Below are 21,304 nucleotides of genomic sequence, written 5' to 3' on the forward strand. Positions count from 1 at the left end.
AACGGAGTGTTTATGGCAGTCAAAGTCCTGGTGGTGGACGATTCGGGGTTTTTCCGCCGCCGCGTCTCGGAAATTCTTTCAGCGGATTCGAATATCCAGGTCGTCGGTACGGCGACCAACGGCAAAGAGGCGATCGATCAGGCACTGGCTCTCAAGCCAGACGTGATCACCATGGACTACGAGATGCCGATGATGGATGGCATCACCGCAGTGCGGCACATCATGCAGCGCTGCCCAACCCCGGTGTTGATGTTCTCCTCGCTGACTCACGAAGGCGCGCGGGTCACCCTCGATGCGCTGGACGCCGGCGCGGTGGATTTCCTGCCGAAGAATTTCGAAGACATCTCCCGTAACCCGGAGAAGGTCAAGCAACTGCTGTGCGAGAAGATTCTCAGCATCTCGCGCAGTAACCGTCGCGCCAGCACTTACAGCGCCCCGGCCCCAGTGGCTGCGCCAGCCCCGACGCCTGCGCCTTCGAGCGTCAGCAACTACGGCAGCAGCGCGCCTGCGCGTCCGGCACCTGCACCGATTCCGGCTCGCACCCATGCAGCGACTCCATCGTCGCCTGCGCCGAAACGCAAAGCCTACAAACTGGTCGCCATCGGTACCTCCACCGGTGGCCCGGTTGCCCTGCAACGGGTGCTGACGCAGTTGCCGGCCAGCTTCCCGGCACCGATCGTGTTGATCCAGCACATGCCAGCAGCCTTCACCAAGGCTTTCGCCGAGCGTCTGGACAAACTGTGCCGCATCAGTGTCAAGGAAGCCGAGGATGGCGACATCCTGCGTCCGGGCCTGGCGCTGCTGGCTCCGGGTGGCAAGCAAATGATGATCGACGGCCGTGGCGCGGTGAAAATCCTGCCGGGCGACGAGCGTCTGAACTACAAACCGTGTGTGGACATCACCTTCGGCTCCGCGGCCAAATCCTACGGCGACAAAGTTCTGGCGGTGGTATTGACCGGCATGGGCGCCGACGGTCGCGAAGGCGCGCGTCTGCTCAAGCAGGGCGGCAGTGCGATCTGGGCCCAGGATGAAGCCAGCTGCGTGATCTACGGCATGCCGATGGCCATCGTCAAAGCCGACCTGGCAGATGCGATCTACGGTCTGGAAGATATTGGCAAACACCTGGTCGAGGCGTGTATCTGATGGATGTTTTAAGCCTGATCGGGATCATCATGGCGTTCGTCGCCATTATTGGCGGTAACTACCTTGAGGGCGGTCACCTCGGCGCGCTGGCCAACGGCCCGGCGGCGTTGATCGTACTCGGTGGGACCATCGGTGCTTCGCTGCTGCAATCGCCGATAAGCGCCTTCAAGCGCGCCATGCAGATTCTTACCTGGATCCTGTTTCCTCCCAGGGTGGACCTGGCCGGCGGCATCGATCGCGTAGTGAATTGGAGCCTGACCGCCCGCAAGGAAGGTTTGCTCGGTCTGGAAGGGGTGGCCGACGCCGAACCCGACAGCTACTCACGCAAAGGTCTGCAACTGCTGGTGGACGGCGCCGAACCGGAAGCGATTCGCAGCATTCTGGAAGTGGATTTCTACACCCAGGAAAGCCGCGACATCGAAGCCGCCAAAGTCTTTGAAAGCATGGGTGGCTACGCGCCGACCATCGGCATCATCGGTGCGGTGATGGGCCTGATCCATGTCATGGGCAACCTGGCCGATCCGTCGCAACTGGGCAGCGGCATTGCCGTCGCCTTTGTCGCCACCATCTATGGCGTGGCCAGTGCCAACCTGATCTTGCTGCCGATTGCCGCCAAGCTCAAATCCATCGCGTTGCGACAGTCGCGTTATCGCGAGATGTTGCTGGAAGGGATCCTGTCGATCGCCGAAGGTGAAAACCCTCGCTCTATTGAGTTGAAGCTTCAGGGCTTCATGGATTAAGGGAATAACCTCATGGCTCGTCGTCGGCAACCTGAAGAACACGTAAACCATGAACGCTGGCTCGTTTCCTACGCCGACTTCATTACCTTGCTGTTCGCTTTCTTCGTGGTGATGTACTCGATCTCTTCGATCAACGAAGGCAAGTACAAGATCATTTCCGAGGCGTTGATCGGGGTGTTTACCGACTCCGATCGCGCCCTCAAGCCGATTCCTATTGGCGAAGAGCGACCGAAGACCGTGACCCCGGCCAAGCCGCTGGTCAAGGACAGCGAACAGATTGACGCCGGCATCGCCCAGGCTGCCAACGATCCGCTCAAAAGCATTGCCGATGACATCAGCGCGGCGTTCGGCGACTTGATCAGCTCCAACCAGATGACCGTGCGCGGCAATGAGTTATGGGTTGAGATCGAACTCAATTCCAGCCTGTTGTTCGGCAGTGGTGACGCCATGCCCAGCGACATCGCCTTCAACATCATCGACAAGGTCGCCGCGATCCTCAGGCCGTTCGACAACCCGATCCACGTCGAAGGCTTTACCGACGATCAACCGATTCGCACCGCGCAATACCCGACCAACTGGGAACTCTCCTCGGCCCGTTCGGCAAGCATCGTGCGCATGCTGGCGATGCAGGGCGTGAACCCGGGGCGCCTGGCGTCGGTGGGTTACGGTGAGTTCCAGCCGGTGGCCAACAACGCCACCGCCGAAGGCCGGGCGCGTAACCGTCGGGTGGTGCTGGTGGTGTCACGAAATCTCGATGTACGGCGCAGCCTCACCGGTACCGGAACGGCTCATGCACAACCGGATGCCGCGTTGAAGCGGGCTGGCACACAAACTGCACCTACCCCGGTCAAGTCGCCGGGACGAGAGAGTGCCGTCAATTCTCCGTCACCCGCATTAACACGTTGAGCTAATTCTCGGTCGACCTTTTCGACCGGGAGGAACAATCCGAATGAGAGTCTGGGCAGTCGCCAATCAAAAGGGTGGTGTCGGTAAAACCACTTCCTCCATCGCTTTAGCCGGTTTGCTGGCTGAGGCGGGCAAGCGCGTGGTTGTGGTCGATCTCGACCCCCATGGCTCCATGACCAGCTACTTCGGTTACGACCCCGACAGCCTGGAACACAGCAGCTACGACCTGTTTCTGCACAAGGGCAGCGTGCCGCAAGGCTTGCCCGGTCAATTGCTGATGCCCACCAGTGACGAACGCATTTCGCTGTTGCCATCGAGCACCGCGCTGGCAACCCTTGAGCGCCAGTCGCCTGGCCAGAGTGGTTTGGGCCTGGTGATCGCCAAGAGCCTGGCGCAGTTGTGGCAGGATTTCGATTACGCGGTGATCGACAGCCCGCCGTTGCTCGGCGTGCTGATGGTCAATGCCTTGGCGGCCAGCCAGCAGTTGGTGATCCCGGTGCAGACCGAACACTTGGCGGTCAAAGGCCTGGAACGCATGGTCAACACCCTGGCGATGATCAACCGTTCGCGCAAACAGGCGCTGCCGTTCAGCATCGTGCCGACCTTGTTCGACCGCCGCACCCAGGCTTCCCTCGGCACCCTTCGCGTGCTGCGCGACAAGTACCCGGAAGAAATCTGGCAAGGCTACATTCCGATCGACACTCGCTTGCGTGACGCGAGCCGGGCAGGGCTGACGCCTTCGCAATTCGACGGCAAGAGCCGTGGCGTTCTCGCTTACCGCGCACTGCTCAAGCACCTGCTGGCGCAGCAACTCGTTCCGGCGGTGGCCTGATGAACACAGTTCCTGTAGGAGCGAGGCTTGCCCGCGAAGAACGATTACGCGATTTAACTGTAGATACCGTGGTGCTGCCTTCGCGGGCAAGCCTCGCTCCTACAAGGGCGTGCGCATGAATCGGCCGGTGAAGATCACCTCGCGTCCGCAACTGGCCCTTCAGTCTTATCTGGACGCCTTGCTGCAAGACGCGACCGAAGACTTGCCGCCAGAAGTCGAGGCGCTGCCCGAGGTTGTCGAGGTTGAAGCCGCGCTGGATGAGTTCCAGGCTGCCGTGCTTGAAGAACAGGCCCGTGATGCGCAGGAACCGGCAGTGGCCGCTGCACCCATCGTTGCGCCAATGGTGATGAAAGCACCGGTGGCCGTGATCGAAGCACCGGCACCGATTCTGGCGCCCGTGTCGACGATTGCCCCGCTGCTGCAAGCGTTGGTGCCGCCGGTGGTTGAAGTTCATCTGCCGCCAAGCAACACGCCGCCACCGGTGGAAACCGACGGTCGTCCGGCATGGGCTGCCGAGCCGTTCGAATGCCTGTTGTTCGACGTCGCCGGGTTGACCCTGGCGGTGCCGCTGGTGTGCCTGGGCTCTATTTATTCCCTGGCCGGTCATGAACTGACACCGTTGTTCGGCCAGCCGGAATGGTTCCTCGGAATCCTGCCAAGCCAGGCCGGCAACCTGAAAGTTTTGGATACCGCGCGCTGGGTCATGCCGGACCGCTACCGCGATGATTTCCGCCAAGGCCTGCAATACGTTATTTCGGTTCAGGGCTACGAGTGGGGGCTGGCGGTGCATCAGGTCAGCCGCTCGTTGCGTCTGGACCCGAACGAAATCAAATGGCGCACCCACCGGGGCCAACGCCCATGGCTGGCGGGCACGGTGATTGAACACATGTGTGCCTTGCTCGACGTTTCCGCCCTGGCCGAGTTGATCGCCAGCGGCGGGGCAAAGCACATGAGCGGCAGCAAGCCGCTACACAAACCGACATAGCTGCCGACATAACAAGTATGCGATGGCATTGTTGAATGCCGCCAACAGAACACACACCGCCAGAAGCGGTTTTTCGAGGGGTCAGGGTATGAGTAATCAAGCGACGAATGCAAAAGGTTCTGAAGATCCGATCCTGCAATGGGTAACCTTCAAACTGGACAATGAAACCTACGGCATCAACGTGATGCGCGTTCAGGAAGTCCTGCGCTACACCGAAATCGCCCCGGTCCCGGGTGCTCCGAGCTACGTGCTGGGCATCATCAACCTGCGCGGTAACGTGGTTACCGTGATCGACACCCGTCAGCGCTTCGGCCTGATGAATGCCGAGATCAGCGACAACACCCGCATCGTCATTATCGAAGCCGACAAGCAAGTGGTCGGCATCATGGTCGACAGCGTGGCTGAAGTGGTTTACCTGCGTCAGTCGGAAATCGAGACCGCGCCAAACGTCGGTAACGAAGAGTCCGCCAAGTTCATTCAAGGCGTGTGCAACAAGAACAACGAACTGCTGATCCTGGTCGAACTGGACAAGATGATGAGCGAAGAAGAATGGTCGGAACTGGAGAGTATCTGATTGATTCTTGAGGTGGCTGTCATTGTCCTGTTCCTCTTCTGGGCAGGCACGCTGGCGATGTTCCTGGCGTACATTCGCGCTCAGCGGCAGATCGCCGCGCAACAGGCCGAGGGCGATGCGCTGCGCGATCAGCGCATCAAGGACCTGGCCAAACGTGTCGACGACTACCAGAACGGCAACGTGCGCATGGGTGAAGACCTGCACGAACTGCGCGCCGTCGTCGGGCCGTTGCCGGACAAACTGGCTCAGCTGGAGCAGCGTGATCCGTCGAGTCTTTCATTCGCTCAGGCAGCACGCCTGGTAGGGATGGGGGCCAGCGTCGATGAACTGACTCAGTCTTGCGGGTTGACCCAGGCTGAGGCGGAGTTGATGAGCAAGTTGCACAAGAACTGATAACAACGATTCAGTTGAGATCGCTATCGCGAGCAGGCTCGCTCCCACAAGGGATTGGGGTGGACACAGAATGTGTGAACGCCGCCACTCCCCCTGTGGGAGCGAGCCTGCTCGCGATGGCGTCTTCGAAACCTCAGTAATCATCCCCGGGCTCGGTGACGTCCTTCTCGACTATCACCGCATGCGGATCATGCCCTGCCGGAAACTTGCCCTTCAAATTCCACGCAAACGCAATGATCTCGGCAATCGTGCGATATAACTCCTCGGGAATACTCTCCCCCAATTCCATCCGCGCCAGCAGTTTCACCAGCTCGGCGTTTTCGTAGATCGGCACTTCGTAATCGCGGGCAATCTGCAGAATGGCTTCGGCCAGTTCTTCGTCACCTTTAGCCGTGAGGGTGGGGGCGTGGCTGCCGTCGTACTTGAGGGCGATGGCCTGGCGCGGTGCGGTGGATTGGTTCATGCGGTTTCGTCGACCCAGCGTTGTTCGAGGCGGGTTTGGGGGCCCTGTGGCGGTGTGCCGAGGTGGCAATCCAGATCGCCGACGTTCAGGCCGCAGGACAGCAGGCGTTCGCGCAGCCCGGCCAGATTATTTTCGATCAGGCTCGCGGTGTACGGCCGCTCGGCCCACAGCTGGCTGGAGAGGCTGCCTTTGATCAGTTGGGCCTGAATCTGCAACGGCCCTAATGGCTCCATGTCGAACGCCAGATCGACTCGCCACAATTGTTGCTTGGGTTCGCGTTCGTCGCGGCGTTCGTGCGGTTGTTCTTTTTCGGGTGCTTCTTCGCGCTGGAATTTGACCTGCAACGGCACGATGTCCTGCAGGTTGCGCATGGGGATTTCCAGCTGCCAGGTGTTGAGCAGGCGCCCATCGTCGGTGAGGCCGGTCTGTTCCAGGCTCGACAGTTGATGGCTTTGCAGGCGTGAAACGGCCGCCGCGGCCAAACGCAGCAAGTGCTCCAGATCGTTTTCACCGTCCTGACTTTGCAGCAGACGTTCCGGGAGCGGGAAACTGGTCGGCAACGGTTTGGCGCTGACTTGCCCAAGCATTCCCAAGGCGCTGCGCACGAAACTCGGCAGCGCTTGCGCCAGTGTATTGGCGGCAATGATCGCAGTGAGATTGGTGTTGGCCGGCAGGCCCGGCGTCAGTTGTGCGATCAACTTGAGCAGGTCGCCCTTCATGTCTGGCGTCAGCGTCGGGTTTTGACCGACGAGGAGTTTTGCTTCGAGGAACAGGCCGCTGTTGGCCAGCGCCTGGGCCAGGCCTTTTGGCGTACTCAGTTGCTGAATGTCTGGCAGGCCGGCGAGCAGTTTGTCCACTGCGACGCGCAGGTCGCTGGAGGTCTGATCCGACGGCGGCAGGTTTTGCAGGACTTTGATCAAACCGTCCAGAGAACCCTGGCGACTTTGCTGGCTGACCAATTGTTGCGTCACCGCCAACTGTTCCTGGCGGCTGCTCAACGGGACGAATTTCAGGGTCTGGGTGTCTTGCACCAAGGCGCTCAGCAAGGTGCCGATGCGCAGTGGCGTCGGGCTGTCGATGCTCAACGTATTGCCGCTCAGCGCGGTGTTGAGCAGGCTTACCATCGAGCGATATACCGTCGGCTGGCCCGGCACCTGTGGCATCACCTGAGCGGTCAGTACTTTACCTTGCAGCAACGTCCCGACCGGCAGTTGCGCCGTGTCGATGCGGGTGAGGGTAGCGACGCTGGAGGCGATGGCCTGTTGCACCGTGATGGCCAGGTTGCTCGCTGACGGTTGGGTGATCACCAGGCTGGTGCCTTGGGGCAGCGGCTGGGTGCTGGTGGCCTGAACGGTGGTCTGGCGGCCGCTGTCGAGGGTGACCTTGAGCAACAGTTGAAAAGTCTGATCCGTCTGCTTGAGCGAGAGCACTTCAGCCTTGGCGGTTTGCCCAACGGAGATCAGGCCCTCCATCGGCGTCAGCAGCTTGAGTAGATCACCACTCACCACCAGCGGCCGCGAAGTCGCGGGCGTGGTCGGCGGCAGCGGGAGGATGTTCATTTCGCCTGTCATACGCGGTCACAACCTGAGGAAAATGCACTCTTTAGAGTAGGGCATGGCATGTATAATGCCGCCCGTCTTTCGGGGAGTGGCGAAAACATTGCATTTGTTTGACGCAGCTCTCTAGAACAAGCCGCCAATGCATCTATGCTGCATCTCTTTAGCGGCCGCTCCGCTGCCGACTTGAACCGCAAAAGGCCCGTGATCTCTTGACCAGTCCTGTCCTGCAAACCGTTGCCCTTGCCTGTGAGCGAGACCTTCGGCTGCTCTTCGAAAATCTCGAATTGAGACTGGCCAGTGGCGAAATGTTGCAAATCAGTGGCCCCAACGGCAGTGGCAAGACCAGTCTTTTACGTCTGCTTTGCGGTCTGATGCAGCCGACTGCCGGTCAAGTGTTGCTCAATGGCCAGCCGCTGAACGATCAGCGTCTTGAACTGGCGCGCAATCTGCTATGGATCGGCCACGCGGCCGGGATCAAGGACCTGCTGACACCAGAAGAGAACCTGAGCTGGCTCTGTGCCCTGCATCAACCGGCGTCGCATGATGCTATTTGGCAGGCGCTGGGTGCTGTCGGGCTGCGCGGTTTCGAGGATGTTCCCTGTCACACGCTCTCCGCCGGGCAACAACGCCGCGTCGCGTTGGCGCGCTTGTATCTGGACGGGCCGCCGCTGTGGATCCTCGATGAACCGTTCACCGCGCTCGACAAACAAGGCGTGGCGCAACTCGAAGAACACCTGGCTGCGCACTGCGAGCGGGGTGGCATGGTGGTTCTCACCACTCACCACACGCTGACCCGGATGCCGGCCGGCTATCGCGACATTGATCTGGGGAATTGGGCCGTATGAGTGTTTTCGGCCTGTTGGTCGCCCGCGAGGCACGTTTGCTGTTCCGCCGTCCTGCCGAATTGGCGAATCCGCTGGTGTTCTTCGCCATCGTTGTCTCTTTGTTCCCGTTGGCGGTCGGTCCTGAGACTCAATTGTTGCAAACCTTGTCCCCGGGGCTGGTCTGGGTGGCAGCACTTTTATCGGTTTTGCTCTCGCTGGACGGGCTTTTCCGCAGTGATTTCGAAGACGGATCGCTTGAACAGTGGGTCCTTTCGTCGCACCCCCTGCCTCTTCTGGTTTTGGCCAAGGTACTGGCACACTGGGCCTTTTCCGGCCTGGCACTGGTTTTGCTCGCACCCCTGCTGGCGTTGATGCTCGGTTTGCCAACCGCCTGTCTGCCGGTGTTGCTGCTTTCTTTATTGCTGGGTACACCGGTGCTGAGCCTGCTCGGTGCGGTGGGCGCAGCGCTGACGGTAGGATTGAAGCGCGGCGGCCTGTTGCTGGCGCTGCTGATTCTGCCGCTGTACATCCCGGTGTTGATTCTCGGCAGTGGCGCCTTGCAGGCGGCATTGCAGGGCATGCCGGCGACCGGTTATCTCTTGTGGCTTGGTAGCCTGACCGCCCTGGCGATAACCCTGACACCTTTTGCAATAGCTGCTGGCCTGAAGATCAGCGTCGGCGAATAATGAGGTCTGGTTATTTTTTAACCAGTAAAGACCCTTTGGCTCTTCACAGCGAAGAGCACCGTGATGGAAACAGCAATGAACTGGACCTGGTTTCATAAGCTCGGCTCGCCAAAATGGTTTTACGGCATCAGCGGCAAACTGCTGCCGTGGCTGAGTGTCGCGGCGTTGCTGCTGATCAGCGTCGGCGTGGTCTGGGGCCTGGCCTTCGCGCCGCCGGACTACCAGCAAGGCAACAGCTTTCGCATCATTTACATCCACGTTCCCGCCGCCATGCTGGCGCAGTCCATCTACGTGATGCTGGCCGTGTGCGGCATCGTCGGGCTGGTCTGGAAAATGAAACTGGCCGACGTCGCCCTGCAATGTGCCGCGCCGATCGGTGCCTGGATGACCGCCGTGGCGCTGGTCACCGGTGCGATCTGGGGCAAACCGACCTGGGGTTCGTGGTGGGTCTGGGATGCGCGACTTACGTCCATGCTTATTCTGCTGTTTCTGTACTTCGGTCTTATTGCGCTGGGCAACGCCATCAGCAATCGTGACAGCGCCGCCAAGGCCTGCGCGGTATTGGCGATTGTCGGCGTGATCAACATCCCGATCATCAAATACTCGGTGGAGTGGTGGAACACCCTGCACCAGGGCGCGACCTTCACCCTCACCGAAAAACCGGCGATGCCCGCCGAAATGTGGCTGCCACTGCTGCTGACGGCGCTGGGTTTCTACTGTTTCTTCGGCGCGGTGCTGTTGCTGCGCATGCGCCTTGAAGTGCTCAAGCGCGAAGCCCGGGCGAGCTGGGTGAAAGCCGAAGTGCAGAACAGCCTGGAGGTCGCTCGATGAGTTTCGCTTCATTCGGCGACTTTCTCGCCATGGGCCATCACGGCCTGTATGTCTGGTCAGCCTATGGCATTAGCCTGGCGGTGCTGGCCCTCAACGTGGCGGCGCCGATCCTGGCCCGCAAGCGGTATCTGCAACAAGAGGCGCGTCGTCTGCGCCGGGAGAACGGCAAGTGAATCCCCTGCGTAAAAAGCGTCTCATCATCATTTTCGCGATCCTGGTCGGTGTCGGCGCTGCCGTTGGCCTGGCCTTGAGCGCCTTGAAGCAGAACATCAATCTGTTTTACACCCCGACCCAGATCGCCAACGGCGAAGCGCCGCAAGACACGCGCATCCGCGCGGGCGGCATGGTCGAGAAAGGTTCGTTGCAACGTTCCGGGGATTCCCTGGACGTGAAATTCATCGTCACCGACTTCAACAAGTCCGTGACCATCAGCTATCGCGGCATCCTGCCGGATCTGTTCCGTGAAGGGCAGGGCATCGTCGCCCTGGGCAAGCTCAACGCTGACGGCGTGGTGGTGGCCGACGAAGTACTGGCCAAGCACGATGAAAAGTACATGCCGCCGGAAGTGACCAAGGCGCTGAAAGACAGTGGTCAATCCGCCCCAACACCCGCGAAGGAGGGTTGATCCATGACTTCCGGCATCTTTATCCCCGAACTCGGCCACCTGGCCATGATCCTGGCGTTGTGTTTCGCGCTGGTTCAAGCCGTGGTGCCGTTGCTCGGTGCCTGGCGCGGCGACCGCCTATGGATGAGCCTGGCCCAGCCGGCCGCGTGGGGCCAGTTCGCGTTTCTGTTGTTCGCGTTCGGTTGCCTGACGTATGCCTTCATGGCCGACGACTTCTCCGTCGCTTATGTGGCCAGCAACTCCAACAGCGCGCTGCCGTGGTACTACAAATTCAGCGCCGTCTGGGGCGCTCACGAAGGTTCGTTGCTGCTGTGGGCATTGATTCTCGGCGGCTGGACCTTCGCGGTGTCGGTGTTCTCCCGCCAGTTGCCGCAAGTGATGCTGGCCCGGGTGTTGGCGGTTATGGGCATGATCAGCACCGGTTTCCTGCTGTTCCTGATCCTGACGTCCAACCCTTTCGCCCGAATCCTGCCGCAGATGCCGACGGATGGCCGCGACCTCAATCCACTGCTGCAAGACATCGGCCTGATCGTTCATCCGCCGATGCTGTACATGGGCTATGTCGGCTTCTCCGTGGCGTTTGCCTTCGCCATCGCCGCGCTGCTGGGCGGTCGTCTTGATGCGGCGTGGGCGCGCTGGTCCCGTCCGTGGACCATCGTGGCCTGGGCCTTTCTCGGTATCGGTATTACGTTGGGCTCCTGGTGGGCCTACTACGAACTTGGCTGGGGCGGCTGGTGGTTCTGGGACCCGGTGGAAAACGCATCCTTCATGCCTTGGCTGGTGGGCACGGCGCTGATTCACTCGTTGGCGGTCACGGAAAAACGTGGCGTGTTCAAGAGCTGGACGGTGTTGCTGGCGATCGCCGCGTTCTCGTTGAGTTTGCTCGGGACCTTCCTTGTGCGCTCCGGCGTACTGACCTCGGTTCATGCCTTTGCGTCCGATCCTGAACGCGGTGTGTTCATTCTGATCTTCCTGCTGTTTGTGGTCGGTGGTTCGCTGACGCTGTTCGCCCTGCGCGCGCCGGTGGTCAAGAGCCACGTAGGCTTCAACCTCTGGTCTCGGGAAACCCTGCTGCTGGGCAATAACCTGGTGCTGGTGGTGGCCGCTTCGATGATCCTGCTCGGCACCTTGTATCCGCTGATTCTCGACGCAATGACCGGCGCCAAACTGTCGGTCGGCCCGCCGTACTTCAATGCGCTGTTCATTCCATTGATGGCGATACTGATGGTGGTGATGGCGGTCGGCATGCTGGTGCGCTGGAAAGACACGCCGGTCAAATGGCTGATGAGCATGTTGACCCCGGTGTTGCTCGGTAGCGCTGCGCTGGCCGTCGTGGCGGGCGTCGCTTACGGCGATTTCAACTGGGCGGTGCTGGCGACCTTCATGCTCGCCGCCTGGGTGTTGCTGGCTGGTGTGCGGGATATTTTCGACAAGACGCGTCACAAAGGCCTGATCAAAGGCCTGCCAACCCTGACCCGCAGCTATTGGGGCATGCAGATCGCGCATTTGGGCATTGCCGTGTGCGCGCTGGGTGTCGTGTTGTCGAGCCAGAACAGTGCCGAGCGTGATCTGCGCCTGGCGCCGGGTGAATCCATGAGCCTGGCCGGTTATCAGTTTGTGTTCGAAGGCGCCAAGCATTTCGAAGGGCCGAACTTCACGTCCGACAAGGGCACCGTGCGGGTGATCCGCGACGGCAAGGAAGTCAGTGTGCTGCACCCGGAAAAACGCCTGTACACCGTGCAGAATTCGGTGATGACCGAAGCAGGGATCGACGCCGGTTTCACCCGTGACCTTTACGTCGCATTGGGCGAGCCGCTGGGCGAGGGCGCCTGGGCGGTTCGTGTGCACGTCAAACCGTTCGTACGCTGGATCTGGTTCGGCGGTCTGCTTACAGGTTTCGGTGGTTTGCTGGCGGCGCTGGATCGTCGTTATCGGGTCAAGGTGAAAAGCCGCGTGCGTGAAGCGCTTGGCATGACGGGAGCCACTGCATGAGACGTTGGTTGATGCTGTTGCCACTGGCGATTTTTCTGGTGGTTGCTGTTTTTCTGTATCGGGGTCTGTACCTGGACCCGGCCGAGCTGCCTTCGGCGATGATCAACAAACCGTTCCCGGAGTTTTCGCTGCCCTCGGTGCAGGGCGACAAAACCCTGACCAAAGCGGACATTCTGGGTAAACCGGCACTGGTCAACGTCTGGGGCACCTGGTGCATTTCCTGCCGGGTCGAGCACCCGGTGCTGAACAAACTGGCCGGGCAAGGCGTGGTGATCTACGGCATCAATTACAAGGACATCAACACCGATGCCTTGAAATGGCTGGCCGAATTCCACAACCCGTATCAACTGGACATCCGTGACGATGCCGGCACCCTGGGCCTGAACCTCGGCGTATACGGCGCCCCGGAAACCTTCTTCATCGACGCCAAGGGCATCATCCGCGACAAATTCGTCGGCGTGATCGACGAGCAAGTCTGGCGCGAAAAACTGGCGGCCAAGTATCAGGCGCTGGTCGATGAGGCCAAGCCATGAAGCGCTGGATTGCCGCCGCTGTTCTTGGCTTGAGCATGGCCGGTGTGGCCCACGCGGCCATCGACACCTACGAGTTCGCCAAAGAAGGCGACCGTGAGCGTTTTCGCGAGCTGACCAAAGAGCTGCGTTGCCCCAAGTGCCAGAATCAGGACATCGCCGATTCCAACGCACCGATCGCCGCCGACCTGCGCAAAGAGATTTTTCGCATGCTCGGCGAGGGCAAGGACAATCAACAGATCATCGATTTCATGGTCGACCGTTACGGTGATTTTGTCCGCTACAAACCTGCCCTCAACGCCAAAACCGCACTGCTCTGGTTCGGCCCCGCCGGCCTGTTGCTGGGCGGTTTTGTGATCATCGCCGTGATCGTCCGCCGTCGTCGCGTGCAACGCACTGATAGCCCGGACACGCTTTCTGCCGAGGAGCGCGAGCGCCTCGACCACCTGTTGGATAAAACCAAGAATGATTGATTTCTGGCTCGCTGCAGGCCTGCTGCTCCTGGTTGCCCTGAGTTTTCTGCTGATCCCCGTTCTGCGTGGTCGTCGCGCCCAGCTTGAAGAGGATCGCACGGCACTGAACGTCGCGCTTTATCAGGAGCGCGTGGCTGAGTTGCAGACTCAGCAGGAAGAGGGCGTGCTCAACGCCGAACAAATGGACACCGGCCGCGCCGAAGCCGCCCGTGAACTGCTCGCCGACACCGAAGGCGTCGAGGCGCCGCGCGTGTCGCGTCTGGGCAAGCCGTTGCCATTGCTGGCGGCAATTCTGGTGCCGGTGCTGGGCCTTGGGCTGTACCTGCATTTCGGCGCCAGCGACAAAGTCGAGCTGACCCGCGAATTCGCCCAGGCGCCGCAGTCGATGGAAGAGATGACTCGTCGCCTTGAGCGTGCGGTCGCCGCTCAACCGGATTCGGCCGAAGGCCTGTACTTCCTCGGCCGCACCTACATGGCTCAGGACCGTCCGGGCGATGCGGCGAAGATCTTCGAACGCACCGTGAACCTGGCCGGTCGTCAGCCGGAACTGCTCGGGCAGTGGGCCCAGGCCCAATACTTCGCCGACGGCAAGAAGTGGTCGGACAAGGTCCAGGCCCTGACCGACGAAGCGCTGAAAGCTGATCCGAAAGAAGTCACCAGCCTCGGTCTGCTGGGCATCGCGGCCTTTGAAAGTGAGCGTTACCAGGACGCCATCGACTATTGGAATCGCCTGCTGGCGCAACTGCCGCCGGATGATAAATCCCGCGTCGCGCTGCAAGGCGGCATTACTCGGGCTGCCGAGAAACTTGAAGCCAGTGGTGGCAAGGTTGCCCAAGCACCTGCGGCCAAAGCTGCAGCACTGCTCAAAGTGCAAGTCGAACTTTCGCCAGAGCTGAAAGCCAAGGTCCAGCCGGGTGACAGCGTGTTCATCTTCGCCCGCGCCATCTCCGGCCCGCCCGCGCCGCTGGCCGCCAAGCGTCTGACCGTCGCCGACTTGCCGACAACCGTCGAACTGGGTGATGCCGACGCCATGATGCCGCAGTTGAAACTGTCGAACTTCCCTGAAGTCCAACTGGTTGCGCGCATCTCCCGCGCCGGCCAACCGACTGCCGGCGAATGGATCGGTCGCAGCCAACCCTTGGCCACCAGCACCACCGCGCAACAAAAACTGATCATCGACAGCCCGGATAAATAACAGGAAGCGCCACCATGACCGCCATCGCTCGTATCACTCTCCTCAGTATGGTTTTGGGGTTAAGCGCCTGTGCGGTCCAGCAGCCCGAGCCCACACGGCTGCCGTCAATCCCGCCTTCGCAGCCGAGCACCAAACCGGCTCCAACGACACCGAGCAAACCGAGTACCCCGGTCAAACCGTCCAAGCCGCTGCCACGCACCTCCGCCAGCTTCGCCCCACCACCTGGGGGCAATAGCCATTGGGACGCGAAACTCGGTGTTTACGTTCTCGATGATCAAACCAACACCTTCTACCGCCAGCGCACCTACTACCGCTGGAACAACGGCTGGAGTCGCTCGATCAGCCCGAATGGGCCATGGGAAGAGACAGACATCCATGGCGTGCCGGGTGGGTTGGGCAGGCAATTCGGGCAGTGAATGGAAACGGCGATCTGAGGATCGCCGTTTTGCTTTTTGGGGTTTGAAAAGATCTTGATTGTGTAGCTCAGGGAGCTGGGTACAAAACACAAGAGAGTGAGCATCCTCGACGTAGGTCCGATCAAAATCACACCCTGTAAAACAACCGAGCGTCGCGATCCGGGTTTTTGTGCTTGAGTAAAAGTAACTCTAGGGTTATTTTTTGTTGGGCCGGAGCAAGGAGGCTGGTGGTGCAGAGCAGGTTATTGATCAAGGAACTGATAGAAGCGGGCTGGACACTGGACCGGGTCACCGGCAGTCATCACATCTTCACTCACCGTTACAACCCTTACACGATACCCGTCCCTCATCCGAAGAAGGATTTGCCGATCGGGACGGTCAAAAGCATCAGGAGGCGAGCCGGGCTTTATTGCCCGGGAGCCAGTTTGGCAGGAGATCCATAATGCAATACCCAATCTGTATCGAGTGGGGCGACGAGAACACCGCCATCGGTATTCAGATCCCCGATATTCCTGGTGCCGTTACGGCCGGGGATACGTTTGAAGATGCTTACAACGCGGCGGTCGAAATTGCCCACATCATGCTGCAGGAGATCATGGCAGACGGGGAGTCAATTCCGATGCCGACCTCAGCGGCTGCGCACCGCGAGAATCCGGAATTTGCCGACATGGGTTGGGGAATGCTGGAACTCGACATCTCGCCGTATCTGGGCAAGACCGAGAAGGTCAACGTGACGCTGCCTGGCTACGTGATCCAGCGTATTGACCGCTATGTACGAGAGCACAATGTCAAAAGCCGCTCCTCCTTTCTCGCGGATGCGGCGATGGAGAAACTGGTTCGGCATTGAGGTTTATCAGTCGAATCGCCTTCGCGGGCAAGCCTCGCTCCTACAGGTCTTACACTAACCCTGTAGGAGCGAGGCTTGCCCGCGAAGCTTTTAGGTATTTAAGCCGTCGCCAGTGCAGGTCTCTGCGAAACACTCAAAAACCGCAACAACGCCAACAGCGGAAACGCACTACCCACAATCACGATCCACAACCAGCCGCCATGCTCATACACCGCGCTGGCTACCGAAGAACCAAACGCGCCACCAATGAAAATGCTGGTCATGTACAGCGCATTCAAACGGCCGCGGCTTTTAGCGTCGAGGGTGTAGACCGCGCGCTGACCGAGAACCATGTTCATCTGCACGCAGAAATCCAGTACCACCCCCGTCACCGCCAGGCCGATAACGCTGTAGGCCGGGTGGATGAAGGCGGGCAGGAAGCTCAAGCTGGCGAATAGCAGGGCCAGCAGCGAGGCGATGCGTGTATGGCCGGCGTCGGCCAATCGACCGGCGATGGGGGCGGCAATAGCGCCGATGGCGCCGACCAGGGCGAAGATCGCGATCTGGGTTTGCGACAAGCCATGATTGCGCGACAGCTCCAGCGGCACTGCAGTCCAGAACAGGCTGAATGTGGCGAACATGCAGGCTTGGTAAAACGCGCGCTGACGCAATACCGGCTGCTGACGCAACAGCGTCCAGAGTGAACCCAACAACTGGCCATAAGAAGCGCTGTGATCAGGCTGGCGCTTGGGAATGGTCAGGGCCAGCACAATGCTGATTGCTGCCATCAACACCGCTGCGATGATGAACATCGCACGCCAGCCGAAGTGGTCGGCTACTACGCTGGACACTGGTCGAGCCAGCAGAATCCCCAGCAGCAAACCACCCATGATGCCGCCGACCACGCGACCACGCGATTCTTCCGGCGCCAGGTGGGCGGCCAGTGGAATCAGGATTTGCACCGATACCGAGCTGAACCCCACCAGCAACGAGATCAGCAGAAACACGTTCGGCTGATCGGTGAACGCCGCGCCCAGCAGACTGGCAATCGCCACCACGGTGGTGATGATCATCAAGCGGCGGTTTTCCAGCAGATCACCCAACGGCACCAGGAAGAACAGACCCAGCGCATAACCAATCTGCGTCAGCGAAACGATCAGGCTGGCCATGGTGTCGGTCAGGCCGATGTCCGGCGCGATCAGGCCGATGATTGGCTGGGCGTAGTAGATGTTGGCCACGATGGCGCCGCAGCAGAAGGCGAAGAGCAGCACCATGCCTCGGGTCATTGTGGCGGCACCGTGGGGTACCTGAGTCGCTGGGTTCATAATGTGGCTCGTTGAACAAGAAGGAATGCGGGGGAGGCTAATCGGCTGGCTAGAGCGGCGGAAGAGGGAATAGGGTGATAGTAATCATGCCTCTGAAGAATGATTGAGAGAGGCCGTTCATTTGCACCTTTGAATTGTCGCGTCCGATGATACATTCACTAACATCTTCTTCGATAGCGTGCTTATGTTCTCTCTTAACGCTTCATAAAACGGAAGGCACTTTCATGAATGCGATGTTCCGTCACCTGATCCGCGGCGCTTCAGCAGTCACCTTGATCACTGTGTTCACGATAACCTTGGCTCAGACCCAAGACGCGCCGGGTATGCGTATCGGTGTACGCGGCGAGATTACCGGTATCAGCGCCGATACCATGAAAGTCCACGTCAACAGCGGCGAAAACGTGGTGATCAACCTGACTCAGGACACCAAAGTCCGCGCCGTCACCGTGGTCAATATCGAAGACATCAAACCCGGCAGCTACATCGGCTCGGCTGCCGTGCCCCAGGAAGATGGCACTCTCAAGGCCCTGGAAGTCCACGTGTTCCCACCAGAGCTGGCCGGCAGCGGCGACGGCCATCGGCCCTTTGATTTGGTCAAGGGCAGCAGCATGACCAACGGCAGCGTGGGCGATCTGGTGGTCAGCAACGGCCGGGTGCTGACCGTCAACTACAAGGGCGGCCAGCAGAAGATTCTGGTGCCGGAGGATGTACCGATCGTCAATCTGGTACCGGGGGATCGGAGTTTGTTGAAGGTGGGCGTGAAGATCGTGACGTTCGTCACCCAAAGCGCCGACGGGACACTGACCGCTCAATCCATCGCGGCCGGCAAGGACGGTATAACCCCGCCGATGTAACTGCATGCCACAAACCCTGTGGGAGCGGGCTTGCTCGCGAAGACGGCGGCACAGTCATCATTGATGTCTTCTGACACACCGCTTTCGCGAGCAAGCCCGCTCCCACATTAGATTTTCAGTGGACACGAAATTTGGGTACGACGTTGATCGTTGGGCTCAGCGACTACTGACCGCTGTAAATCTGATCAAAAACCCCACCATCATTGAAGTGGGTCTTCTGCACAGTGCGCCAGTCACCAAAGGTCTTCTCTACCGACAGGAAATCAACCTTCGGGAAGCGATCGGTGTACTTGGCCAATACCGCGGGATCACGCGGGCGCAGGTAGTTTGCCGCAGCAATTTCCTGACCTTCCGGCGACCACAGGTACTTCAAATATTCCTCAGCAGCGGCGCGGGTGCCTTTCTTCTCGACGACTTTATCAACCACCGATACCGGCGGCTCTGCCTCAGCAGAAACACTTGGATAGATCACTTCAAACTGATCACGGCCAAACTCACGCGCAATCATTTCCGCTTCGTTTTCGAAGGTCACCAGCACGTCGCCGATCTGGTTGGTCATGAAGGTAGTCGTGGCCGCACGGCCGCCGGTATCCAGCACCGGTGCCTGTTTGAACAGCTTGCCAACGAAGTCCTTGGCCTTGCCCTCATCACCGCCGTTTTTCAGTACATAACCCCAGGCCGAAAGATAGGTGTAGCGGCCGTTGCCCGAGGTTTTCGGGTTGGGGACGATCACTTGCACGCCGTCCTTGAGCAGGTCCGGCCAGTCTTTCAGGGCTTTCGGGTTGCCTTTGCGCACGATAAACACCGTGGCCGACGTGAACGGCGCGCTGTTGTTCGGCAGGCGCGTAACCCAGTTGTCCGGGACCAGCTTGCCGTTGTCCGCCAGGGCGTTGATGTCGGTGGCCATGTTCATGGTGATGACGTCCGCCGGCAGGCCATCGATCACCGAACGCGCCTGTTTGCTGGAACCGCCGAAGGACATCTGCAGCGTGATGTTTTCATTGTGTTCGGCTTGCCAGTGTTTCTGGAAGGCAGCGTTGTAGTCCTTGTAGAAATCTCGCATCACATCGTAGGAAACGTTAAGCAGGGTCGGTGCAGCCTGAGCCACGCTGCCCAAGGCCAGGCCAGCGGCCAGAAATGAGGCGCCAAAGAGTTTTTTCACTGCGCATTCCTTGTTTTATCAAATATGTTCTATGGAAAGTGTTGGCAATTTGCCAGCGACTATAGCCGGGCTCCCATAGTCCTTTAAAGATTAAAAAGCACTTTACTTATTCCAGTTTCTTGAACAGCGCATTGCCGCAACGGGAGCAGAATGCTGCGCTGTGTTCATGGCTGTTTTTCTTGCAGGTCGGGCAATCGTGTTGCAGTTGTTCACCGCGCATGGCATTGGCCAGTTCCGCGGTAAAAATCCCCGTCGGTACGGCGATGATCGAGTAACCGGTGATCATCACCAGCGACGAAATCACCTGACCCAACGGCGTTTTTGGCACGATATCGCCAAAGCCCACGGTAGTTAGCGTGACGATGGCCCAATAGATGCCTTTGGGGATGCTGGTGAAGCCGTGTTCCGGGCCTTCGATCACGTACATCAGCGTGCCGAACACCGTCACCAGGGTGCTGACGCTGAGCAGAAACACCACGATCTTCTGCTTGCTGCCGCGCAACGCCGTCATCAAATAGTTGGCTTGCTTCAGATACGGGCTGAGTTTGAGCACGCGGAAAATCCGCAGCATCCGAATGATCCGGATAATCAGCAGGTACTGCGCATCGCTGTAGTACAGCGCGAGGATGCCGGGCACGATCGCCAGCAAATCCACCAGCCCATAGAAGCTGAACGCGTAGCGCAGCGGCTTGGGCGAGCAGTACAGGCGCAGGCCGTATTCGACGACGAAAATAACGGTGAAGCCCCATTCGATGTACGCCAGCATGTCGGCATAGTTCTGGTGAACGCTGTCGATACTGTCCAGAATCACGATCACCAGGCTGGCGAGGATGATCAACAGCAGAATGCTGTCGAAGCGTCGACCGGCCGTGGTGTCGGCCTGGAAAATCATGACGTAAAGCTCTTCACGCCAGTTTTTGCTGCTGTCCATGGAAAACGCCTGAACCGAGAATCAGCGAAGCCTAGGGTGATTCTCCCCGGTAGCGCAAGGCGCGCTGTCTATGACGGCCTGACGCAGCACCCGAATGCCTGCGCGAATCAGCCAGCAGGCGAGGATGAAAGGGGCGGTCAACGTGGCCAGGCCGAGTGCGGCGAAACCCGGTGTGAGCAATACCGCCAGCAGGATTCCCAATAATGGCAGCCAAGGCTGGCGACGATTTTGGCTGAAGGCGAGGGCGGCGAGCACCGCGTTGTAACCGCTCAAACCCCGCAGTGCGGTTGATGTTTCGTGATGCAGAAGGGCGAATCCGAGGCCGGCAACGGAGCCGAGCAGAGCCCACAGGAAGGCACGACGGTCAGCGATCAGCAAACCGACTGCAATCAGAGCACCGGCCAGCGGATGACCGAGAAACAGCACCTGACCGAGCCCTTTCAATGATGCGGCGAGCAAGTTGAGTGTGGTCATTTCGATCAGCGGCGCGGGCTGCTGGGGTGAGGCAAACGACAGTAACAACCAGCTCATCCCGACGAAGGGTGCGGTGTAGGCGGGCAGGCAATGAAGATCGCGCGAATGCTTGAGCCATTGCTGAGTGAGCATTGCGCTCAGGCCCCCAGCGGCAATGATCAGCGGTGGCAGCAGCACTGACCATGGGAAATAAAGGCTCAGTAGCAGACCGAGCAGAATACCGTTGTAACTGAACAGCCCTGCCTGACGATCAACCTTGGCATACCCGCGACGTTGCGCGGTGAGCAACCCCGCGACACCTCCCAGCAGCGCACCGCCGAGCAAGGCCGGCGCGCTGAACAGAATCGCCAACAGACACAGCAGACCGCACAGCGGATGGCACTGTAGGAATACCTGGCTGAAGCCGTTGAGCAGGGCGGTGGCCCAATCTGGGCAGTGGGTGTTGAAGTGGTTGGCAGGCATGATGGGGTCTGTGTGTCAGAGGAACCGTGTAATCGTTCTTCGCGGGCAGGCCTCGCTCCTACAGATTTTGCATAGGTCGTGAGAACGACACCGGACCTGTAGG

General features: G+C 59.7%; 26 protein-coding genes. 20 read left to right on the top strand and 6 right to left on the bottom strand.

All coding sequences use genetic code 11. The annotated features are described in order from the left end of the window. The first annotated feature begins 12 nt into the window (after nucleotides 1–12). From AB7M22_RS04485 to AB7M22_RS04515, 7 genes are all read left to right on the top strand, one after another. Nucleotides 13–1,143, top strand: a complete 1,131-nt coding sequence (locus AB7M22_RS04485) for a protein-glutamate methylesterase/protein-glutamine glutaminase (protein WP_454185376.1) — start codon at nucleotides 13–15, stop codon at nucleotides 1,141–1,143. Beyond that, entirely contained in the window at nucleotides 1,143–1,883 is a 741-nt protein-coding gene (locus AB7M22_RS04490; protein WP_007894218.1) for a flagellar motor protein, read from the top strand. The genes AB7M22_RS04485 and AB7M22_RS04490 overlap by 1 nt, the downstream gene beginning before the upstream one ends. A 12-nt stretch (nucleotides 1,884–1,895) precedes the next feature. Then, entirely contained in the window at nucleotides 1,896–2,789 is an 894-nt protein-coding gene (motD, locus tag AB7M22_RS04495; RefSeq protein ID WP_237882962.1) for a flagellar motor protein MotD, read from the top strand. 43 nt (nucleotides 2,790–2,832) lie between these two features. Then, a complete protein-coding gene (locus AB7M22_RS04500) occupies nucleotides 2,833–3,621 on the top strand; it encodes a ParA family protein (protein ID WP_008014930.1) in 789 nt (262 codons plus the stop codon). Nucleotides 3,622–3,736: 115 nt separating this feature from the next. Next, nucleotides 3,737–4,606, top strand: coding sequence for a CheW domain-containing protein (locus AB7M22_RS04505; RefSeq protein WP_454185377.1), 870 nt, complete (start codon nucleotides 3,737–3,739; stop codon nucleotides 4,604–4,606). Nucleotides 4,607–4,694: 88 nt separating this feature from the next. Further along, the gene (locus AB7M22_RS04510) at nucleotides 4,695–5,180 is read left to right on the top strand and encodes a chemotaxis protein CheW (protein ID WP_007894224.1); all 486 of its coding nucleotides are present in this window, start codon (nucleotides 4,695–4,697) and stop codon (nucleotides 5,178–5,180) included. Further along, nucleotides 5,181–5,573: a DUF2802 domain-containing protein gene (locus tag AB7M22_RS04515; protein ID WP_038979621.1), complete on the top strand. Its 393-nt coding sequence runs from the start codon at nucleotides 5,181–5,183 to the stop codon at nucleotides 5,571–5,573. 133 nt (nucleotides 5,574–5,706) lie between these two features. Here the strand turns inward: AB7M22_RS04515 and AB7M22_RS04520 are convergent, their stop codons facing one another. Continuing rightward, the gene (locus AB7M22_RS04520) at nucleotides 5,707–6,036 is read right to left on the bottom strand and encodes an EscU/YscU/HrcU family type III secretion system export apparatus switch protein (RefSeq protein WP_454185378.1); all 330 of its coding nucleotides are present in this window, start codon (nucleotides 6,034–6,036) and stop codon (nucleotides 5,707–5,709) included. Further along, nucleotides 6,033–7,607, bottom strand: coding sequence for a flagellar hook-length control protein FliK (gene fliK / locus AB7M22_RS04525; protein ID WP_454185379.1), 1,575 nt, complete (start codon nucleotides 7,605–7,607; stop codon nucleotides 6,033–6,035). Before fliK ends, AB7M22_RS04520 begins: the two co-directional genes overlap by 4 nt. 197 nt (nucleotides 7,608–7,804) lie before the next feature. On the opposite strand from fliK, the gene ccmA reads away from it, so the two are divergent. The 12 genes from ccmA (at nucleotide 7,805) to AB7M22_RS04585 (ending at nucleotide 16,014) form a co-directional block, all read left to right on the top strand. Then, entirely contained in the window at nucleotides 7,805–8,440 is a 636-nt protein-coding gene (gene ccmA, locus AB7M22_RS04530; protein WP_454185380.1) for a cytochrome c biogenesis heme-transporting ATPase CcmA, read from the top strand. Next, nucleotides 8,437–9,105 carry a heme exporter protein CcmB gene (gene ccmB / locus AB7M22_RS04535; RefSeq protein ID WP_008014942.1) on the top strand — a complete coding sequence of 223 codons (669 nt, stop codon included), beginning with the start codon at nucleotides 8,437–8,439 and terminating at the stop codon, nucleotides 9,103–9,105. Before ccmA ends, ccmB begins: the two co-directional genes overlap by 4 nt. Nucleotides 9,106–9,180: 75 nt before the next feature. Further along, the gene (locus AB7M22_RS04540; RefSeq protein ID WP_008014944.1) at nucleotides 9,181–9,936 is read left to right on the top strand and encodes a heme ABC transporter permease; all 756 of its coding nucleotides are present in this window, start codon (nucleotides 9,181–9,183) and stop codon (nucleotides 9,934–9,936) included. Then, on the top strand, nucleotides 9,933–10,109 hold the full coding sequence (gene ccmD, locus AB7M22_RS04545) for a heme exporter protein CcmD (protein WP_007894243.1): 177 nt from the start codon (nucleotides 9,933–9,935) through the stop codon (nucleotides 10,107–10,109). The genes AB7M22_RS04540 and ccmD overlap by 4 nt, the downstream gene beginning before the upstream one ends. Further along, complete coding sequence (gene ccmE, locus AB7M22_RS04550) at nucleotides 10,106–10,561, top strand: cytochrome c maturation protein CcmE (protein ID WP_038979631.1); 456 nt, start codon at nucleotides 10,106–10,108, stop codon at nucleotides 10,559–10,561. Before ccmD ends, ccmE begins: the two co-directional genes overlap by 4 nt. Before the next feature lie 3 nt (nucleotides 10,562–10,564). Then, nucleotides 10,565–12,553 carry a heme lyase CcmF/NrfE family subunit gene (locus AB7M22_RS04555; protein WP_454185381.1) on the top strand — a complete coding sequence of 663 codons (1,989 nt, stop codon included), beginning with the start codon at nucleotides 10,565–10,567 and terminating at the stop codon, nucleotides 12,551–12,553. Then, nucleotides 12,550–13,086: a DsbE family thiol:disulfide interchange protein gene (locus AB7M22_RS04560; protein ID WP_454185382.1), complete on the top strand. Its 537-nt coding sequence runs from the start codon at nucleotides 12,550–12,552 to the stop codon at nucleotides 13,084–13,086. Before AB7M22_RS04555 ends, AB7M22_RS04560 begins: the two co-directional genes overlap by 4 nt. Continuing rightward, nucleotides 13,083–13,556, top strand: coding sequence for a cytochrome c-type biogenesis protein (locus tag AB7M22_RS04565; protein WP_007894247.1), 474 nt, complete (start codon nucleotides 13,083–13,085; stop codon nucleotides 13,554–13,556). Before AB7M22_RS04560 ends, AB7M22_RS04565 begins: the two co-directional genes overlap by 4 nt. Next, the gene (ccmI, locus tag AB7M22_RS04570; protein ID WP_454185383.1) at nucleotides 13,549–14,751 is read left to right on the top strand and encodes a c-type cytochrome biogenesis protein CcmI; all 1,203 of its coding nucleotides are present in this window, start codon (nucleotides 13,549–13,551) and stop codon (nucleotides 14,749–14,751) included. Before AB7M22_RS04565 ends, ccmI begins: the two co-directional genes overlap by 8 nt. Nucleotides 14,752–14,765: 14 nt before the next feature. After that, nucleotides 14,766–15,167, top strand: a complete 402-nt coding sequence (locus AB7M22_RS04575) for a hypothetical protein (protein WP_454185384.1) — start codon at nucleotides 14,766–14,768, stop codon at nucleotides 15,165–15,167. 230 nt (nucleotides 15,168–15,397) lie between these two features. Then, the gene (locus AB7M22_RS04580) at nucleotides 15,398–15,610 is read left to right on the top strand and encodes a type II toxin-antitoxin system HicA family toxin (RefSeq protein WP_032836301.1); all 213 of its coding nucleotides are present in this window, start codon (nucleotides 15,398–15,400) and stop codon (nucleotides 15,608–15,610) included. Beyond that, the gene (locus AB7M22_RS04585; RefSeq protein WP_008014960.1) at nucleotides 15,610–16,014 is read left to right on the top strand and encodes a type II toxin-antitoxin system HicB family antitoxin; all 405 of its coding nucleotides are present in this window, start codon (nucleotides 15,610–15,612) and stop codon (nucleotides 16,012–16,014) included. Before AB7M22_RS04580 ends, AB7M22_RS04585 begins: the two co-directional genes overlap by 1 nt. Before the next feature lie 98 nt (nucleotides 16,015–16,112). Here the strand turns inward: AB7M22_RS04585 and AB7M22_RS04590 are convergent, their stop codons facing one another. Beyond that, complete coding sequence (locus AB7M22_RS04590; protein WP_454185385.1) at nucleotides 16,113–17,318, bottom strand: MFS transporter; 1,206 nt, start codon at nucleotides 17,316–17,318, stop codon at nucleotides 16,113–16,115. A 224-nt stretch (nucleotides 17,319–17,542) separates the two neighbouring features. On the opposite strand from AB7M22_RS04590, the gene AB7M22_RS04595 reads away from it, so the two are divergent. After that, nucleotides 17,543–18,172 (top strand): hypothetical protein, encoded by a 630-nt coding sequence (locus AB7M22_RS04595; RefSeq protein WP_454185386.1) that lies wholly within the window; start codon nucleotides 17,543–17,545, stop codon nucleotides 18,170–18,172. A 163-nt stretch (nucleotides 18,173–18,335) separates the two neighbouring features. Here AB7M22_RS04595 and AB7M22_RS04600 read toward each other — a convergent pair whose 3' ends face one another. The 3 genes from AB7M22_RS04600 to AB7M22_RS04610 form a co-directional block, all read right to left on the bottom strand. Then, nucleotides 18,336–19,334, bottom strand: a complete 999-nt coding sequence (locus AB7M22_RS04600) for a sulfate ABC transporter substrate-binding protein (RefSeq protein WP_454185387.1) — start codon at nucleotides 19,332–19,334, stop codon at nucleotides 18,336–18,338. A gap of 106 nt (nucleotides 19,335–19,440) precedes the next feature. After that, entirely contained in the window at nucleotides 19,441–20,265 is an 825-nt protein-coding gene (locus AB7M22_RS04605) for an ion transporter (protein ID WP_454185388.1), read from the bottom strand. Between the two features lie 21 nt (nucleotides 20,266–20,286). Further along, nucleotides 20,287–21,201, bottom strand: coding sequence for an urea transporter (locus AB7M22_RS04610; RefSeq protein WP_454185389.1), 915 nt, complete (start codon nucleotides 21,199–21,201; stop codon nucleotides 20,287–20,289). Nucleotides 21,202–21,304 lie beyond the last annotated feature (103 nt).

The sequence above is a fragment of the Pseudomonas sp. ADAK2 TE3594 genome, assembly GCF_053628675.1.

Coding starts and splice junctions, on each gene's coding strand:
- AB7M22_RS04485 (WP_454185376.1), top strand. CDS start 13: ATGGCAGTCAAAGTCCTGGTGGTGGACGATTCGGGGTTTTTCCGCCGC.
- AB7M22_RS04490 (WP_007894218.1), top strand. CDS start 1,143: ATGGATGTTTTAAGCCTGATCGGGATCATCATGGCGTTCGTCGCCATT.
- motD (WP_237882962.1), top strand. CDS start 1,896: ATGGCTCGTCGTCGGCAACCTGAAGAACACGTAAACCATGAACGCTGG.
- AB7M22_RS04500 (WP_008014930.1), top strand. CDS start 2,833: ATGAGAGTCTGGGCAGTCGCCAATCAAAAGGGTGGTGTCGGTAAAACC.
- AB7M22_RS04505 (WP_454185377.1), top strand. CDS start 3,737: ATGAATCGGCCGGTGAAGATCACCTCGCGTCCGCAACTGGCCCTTCAG.
- AB7M22_RS04510 (WP_007894224.1), top strand. CDS start 4,695: ATGAGTAATCAAGCGACGAATGCAAAAGGTTCTGAAGATCCGATCCTG.
- AB7M22_RS04520 (WP_454185378.1), bottom strand. CDS start 6,036: ATGAACCAATCCACCGCACCGCGCCAGGCCATCGCCCTCAAGTACGAC.
- fliK (WP_454185379.1), bottom strand. CDS start 7,607: ATGACAGGCGAAATGAACATCCTCCCGCTGCCGCCGACCACGCCCGCG.
- ccmB (WP_008014942.1), top strand. CDS start 8,437: ATGAGTGTTTTCGGCCTGTTGGTCGCCCGCGAGGCACGTTTGCTGTTC.
- AB7M22_RS04540 (WP_008014944.1), top strand. CDS start 9,181: ATGAACTGGACCTGGTTTCATAAGCTCGGCTCGCCAAAATGGTTTTAC.
- ccmD (WP_007894243.1), top strand. CDS start 9,933: ATGAGTTTCGCTTCATTCGGCGACTTTCTCGCCATGGGCCATCACGGC.
- AB7M22_RS04555 (WP_454185381.1), top strand. CDS start 10,565: ATGACTTCCGGCATCTTTATCCCCGAACTCGGCCACCTGGCCATGATC.
- AB7M22_RS04560 (WP_454185382.1), top strand. CDS start 12,550: ATGAGACGTTGGTTGATGCTGTTGCCACTGGCGATTTTTCTGGTGGTT.
- AB7M22_RS04565 (WP_007894247.1), top strand. CDS start 13,083: ATGAAGCGCTGGATTGCCGCCGCTGTTCTTGGCTTGAGCATGGCCGGT.
- ccmI (WP_454185383.1), top strand. CDS start 13,549: ATGATTGATTTCTGGCTCGCTGCAGGCCTGCTGCTCCTGGTTGCCCTG.
- AB7M22_RS04575 (WP_454185384.1), top strand. CDS start 14,766: ATGACCGCCATCGCTCGTATCACTCTCCTCAGTATGGTTTTGGGGTTA.
- AB7M22_RS04585 (WP_008014960.1), top strand. CDS start 15,610: ATGCAATACCCAATCTGTATCGAGTGGGGCGACGAGAACACCGCCATC.
- AB7M22_RS04590 (WP_454185385.1), bottom strand. CDS start 17,318: ATGAACCCAGCGACTCAGGTACCCCACGGTGCCGCCACAATGACCCGA.
- AB7M22_RS04595 (WP_454185386.1), top strand. CDS start 17,543: ATGAATGCGATGTTCCGTCACCTGATCCGCGGCGCTTCAGCAGTCACC.
- AB7M22_RS04605 (WP_454185388.1), bottom strand. CDS start 20,265: ATGGACAGCAGCAAAAACTGGCGTGAAGAGCTTTACGTCATGATTTTC.
- AB7M22_RS04610 (WP_454185389.1), bottom strand. CDS start 21,201: ATGCCTGCCAACCACTTCAACACCCACTGCCCAGATTGGGCCACCGCC.